Origin of the sequence: Yersinia sp. 1252 StPb PI (genome assembly GCF_048593885.1) — a bacterium.
In the GTDB taxonomy this organism is placed as follows: domain Bacteria; phylum Pseudomonadota; class Gammaproteobacteria; order Enterobacterales; family Enterobacteriaceae; genus Yersinia; species Yersinia enterocolitica_E.
Window position 1 is genome coordinate 1 of record NZ_JAZGQE010000302.1, and the last position, 2,941, is coordinate 2,941.

The window sequence follows — 2,941 nt, forward strand, 5'->3', positions numbered from 1 at the left end:
CTTTCATGGTATTTTCTTTTTTAATTATTTGGATAATAAGATATATCTATGCGGATTATTTCTAATAAAAAGAATGACTCGCACAGCGCTACGACAGTGGCTCAACCAACTACATTAGACTATTGCGGCGATAAAAAGAGGGGGAGGGAGGAAAAATTTTTGTAAGCAGCAGATCGACCTGAATCGATCTGCCATTAATTGATATCGCCAAGGTCATGGGCGTTACCGCTAACATAGCAGTAACGTCAAGGACGAAGAGGATAATTAACCTAAATATTCGATGATTGACAGCCCAGCGTTATAATCGGTGCTGTAGATAAGCCCTTGTGCATCAACAAACACATCACATGACTGAATAACTTGTGGCCGACCAGGGCGTTTATCCACCATTTTTTCCGGGGCTGCAGGCACTAATGCACCGGTTTCCTTCAGTTGGTATGGGTTACTGATGTCGTAAGCGCGCACTCCGGCATTTTGATAGGTAGCAAAAATCAGTGACGAACTGATAAAGCTGCCTGGGCGGTTCTCATGCAGATTGTGCGGGCCGAAATGCGCCCCTTTTGAGACGTAATCTCGCTCACCAGGTACCGGAAAAGTTGAGATACTCACCGGATTGCTTGGCGCACGAATATCGAACAGCCAAATATGCTTTTCACCATCTTCCTGATTATCCAGCACCGCCTCATCCAGCACCACTAATAGGTCGCGGTCTGGCAATGGGAGTGCAGTATGGGTGCCGCCGCCAAAGGGAGGGCTCCAGTTGCGATGGCTTATCAGTTTCGGCTCATGCCGGTCAGAGACATCCAGCAGGGTCAGGCCACCATCGCGCCAACTGCCATAGGCTGTATCACCGCTGATAATGGCATGATGCAATGCGTAACGTTTGCCTTCTGGCCAGCTTGGTTGCTCACCCGCCGCAGTATGCATGCCGGGTAAAGCATAACGCCCCGCCACTTGTGGTTTTTGCGGGTCAGCCAGATCAATGGTCAGGAAAATATAATCACTGTAGCCATCCAGCAATGCAGAAACATAAGCCCAGCGGCCGCCAACATACCAGATGCGATGAATACCAATACCATCAAGCGGCAGGAAGCTAATTTCACGCGGTCTATCCGGTATCGAAATATCAAAAATACGTAAGCCGGCACTCCAACTGCGACCTTCCTGCCGGGTACTGACGGTTTGTGCTACGGAGCGAGTGTAATAGACTTTCTCTTGCGCAAAACTGGCGTCGGCAAACAGGTCGCGTGCGTTAATCACCAGCAGCAGGTCATCATGGACTTGTAAGTGTACGTTCCAGGTATTGGGGGGGGCGGCGATAAAACCTGCCGGGCGCGGATTTTTTGCATCCCGCACATCAATAATTGATACCCCTTGCGATACCATATGGCCGACATAGGCGTAGCCACGGTGCACCATTACCTGTACACCGTCGGGTTTTCCGCCCTGATTGCTATGGCCAATCAGCCGCATATTGCGGCTGTATTCGGGTTGTGGCAAGGAAGCTTGCGTTGCCATCTATTTCACTCCCAATCGGTTAGATTTACTGGCCGTTTTTGGCGGCAAGGGTGGCAAACCAGGGTGAGTTGAAATCATCAGATTGGCCCCAGCCCGGAATGATTTTACTCAAGCCTGCCACGTTAACCGCGCCGGGTTGACTGGCCAGCAAGGCTTGTGGAATGGATGCAGCACGGAACTCATAACTGGCAGGCGTCTCTTCCCCAGCAATCTTCTTGGCGACCAAACGCAAGTTAACGGCTCCAATCAGTTTAGGATCGACGGCAACACTGACTTTCCATGGGCTATTGGCTTCACGCATCAGTTGTAAATCCTGATTCGATATATCAATGCTGTAGAGTTTGATCTCGGTACGGCCATTTTCCTGTAAGGCTTTATAAGCGCCTTGAGTAAAGGCATCCCAAGTTCCCCAGATTGCATCGATTTTGCCTTTCGGATATTTTGCCAATACGGCACCGACTTTATTGGCGGTATCACCCTGCACATCAGAAGACACGGCTCCGATAGACTCCAGTTCATGAATACCCGGATTCTGTTTTAGCAGTGCCTGATAAGCGGCCTGGCGACGTTCCATCGGTGGGAAACCGGCAACCCAAAGCTTGATGATATTGGCTTTACCGTTGAAGTCTTTGACCAATTGACCAAAGGATTCATTGGTCAGGGATGCATCATCCTGCTGAGTGACGGTCAGGCCGGGAATCTCGCCCTGAATAGCGGTATCGAACACCGATACCGCAATACCGCTGGCTGCAATCCGTTTGACCAGTTCGGTTGAGTACGGGTCACGCCCCTGAGAGAGAATGATGCCGTCATATTTTTGGCTGATGGCCTGATTCACAAAGTCTTGAAAACGGGCGTCGTCACCATTGCTCAAGAAGGTATCGACTTTGAAACCGAGCTTTTTACCTTCTTTTAATACACCGGACAAAAACTGAGTGGTGTTGTCATCAGATCCCAGGTTACGGATCACGGCAATTTTAATCTGCCCTGGATGTTTGGCGATAGCATCTGGGATCGGGGCTACCGTGGCGGTGTCCGCTGCGAATACCGGCAGTGCTGTCAGTAGGCTCAGGGCCAGCAAAGGGGAAGCAATTTTTTTCATCCGAAACTCCGTCATGGTGTCGATAAGTTATGCAAAGTGAGTGTTGTTGTCGTTGTTATGGCTATCTTTGTGTCTAGACGTCTATTCGCTGCTGTACAGCATCATAACCATAACTATTTTGATTAGGAATTAACTTTGTTATGAATTTTTGGATTGGGTTATATCTTTTAGTTTGGATGGCTTAAATAAGCAGCAAAATAGGGCGAATGGATTATTATGCTGCGAGGAAATAGGCTTAATAACCTTTCTATTGCAATGGTTTATTCTGACGATGAGTATTCCTTATTTTTATTAGGATTAATTTTTTATTTCGTTGTTTGC

2 protein-coding genes are annotated in these 2,941 nt (G+C 48.3%); both read right to left on the minus strand.

Annotation, left to right across the window (positions count from 1 at the left end):
• Nucleotides 1-264: 264 nt before the first annotated feature.
• Nucleotides 265-1,518 (minus strand): LVIVD repeat-containing protein, encoded by a 1,254-nt coding sequence (locus V2A85_RS22920; protein WP_420072463.1) that lies wholly within the window; start codon nucleotides 1,516-1,518, stop codon nucleotides 265-267.
• A 25-nt stretch (nucleotides 1,519-1,543) separates the two neighbouring features.
• Nucleotides 1,544-2,620: a sugar ABC transporter substrate-binding protein gene (locus V2A85_RS22925; protein ID WP_193784687.1), complete on the minus strand. Its 1,077-nt coding sequence runs from the start codon at nucleotides 2,618-2,620 to the stop codon at nucleotides 1,544-1,546.
• Nucleotides 2,621-2,941: the final 321 nt, after the last annotated feature.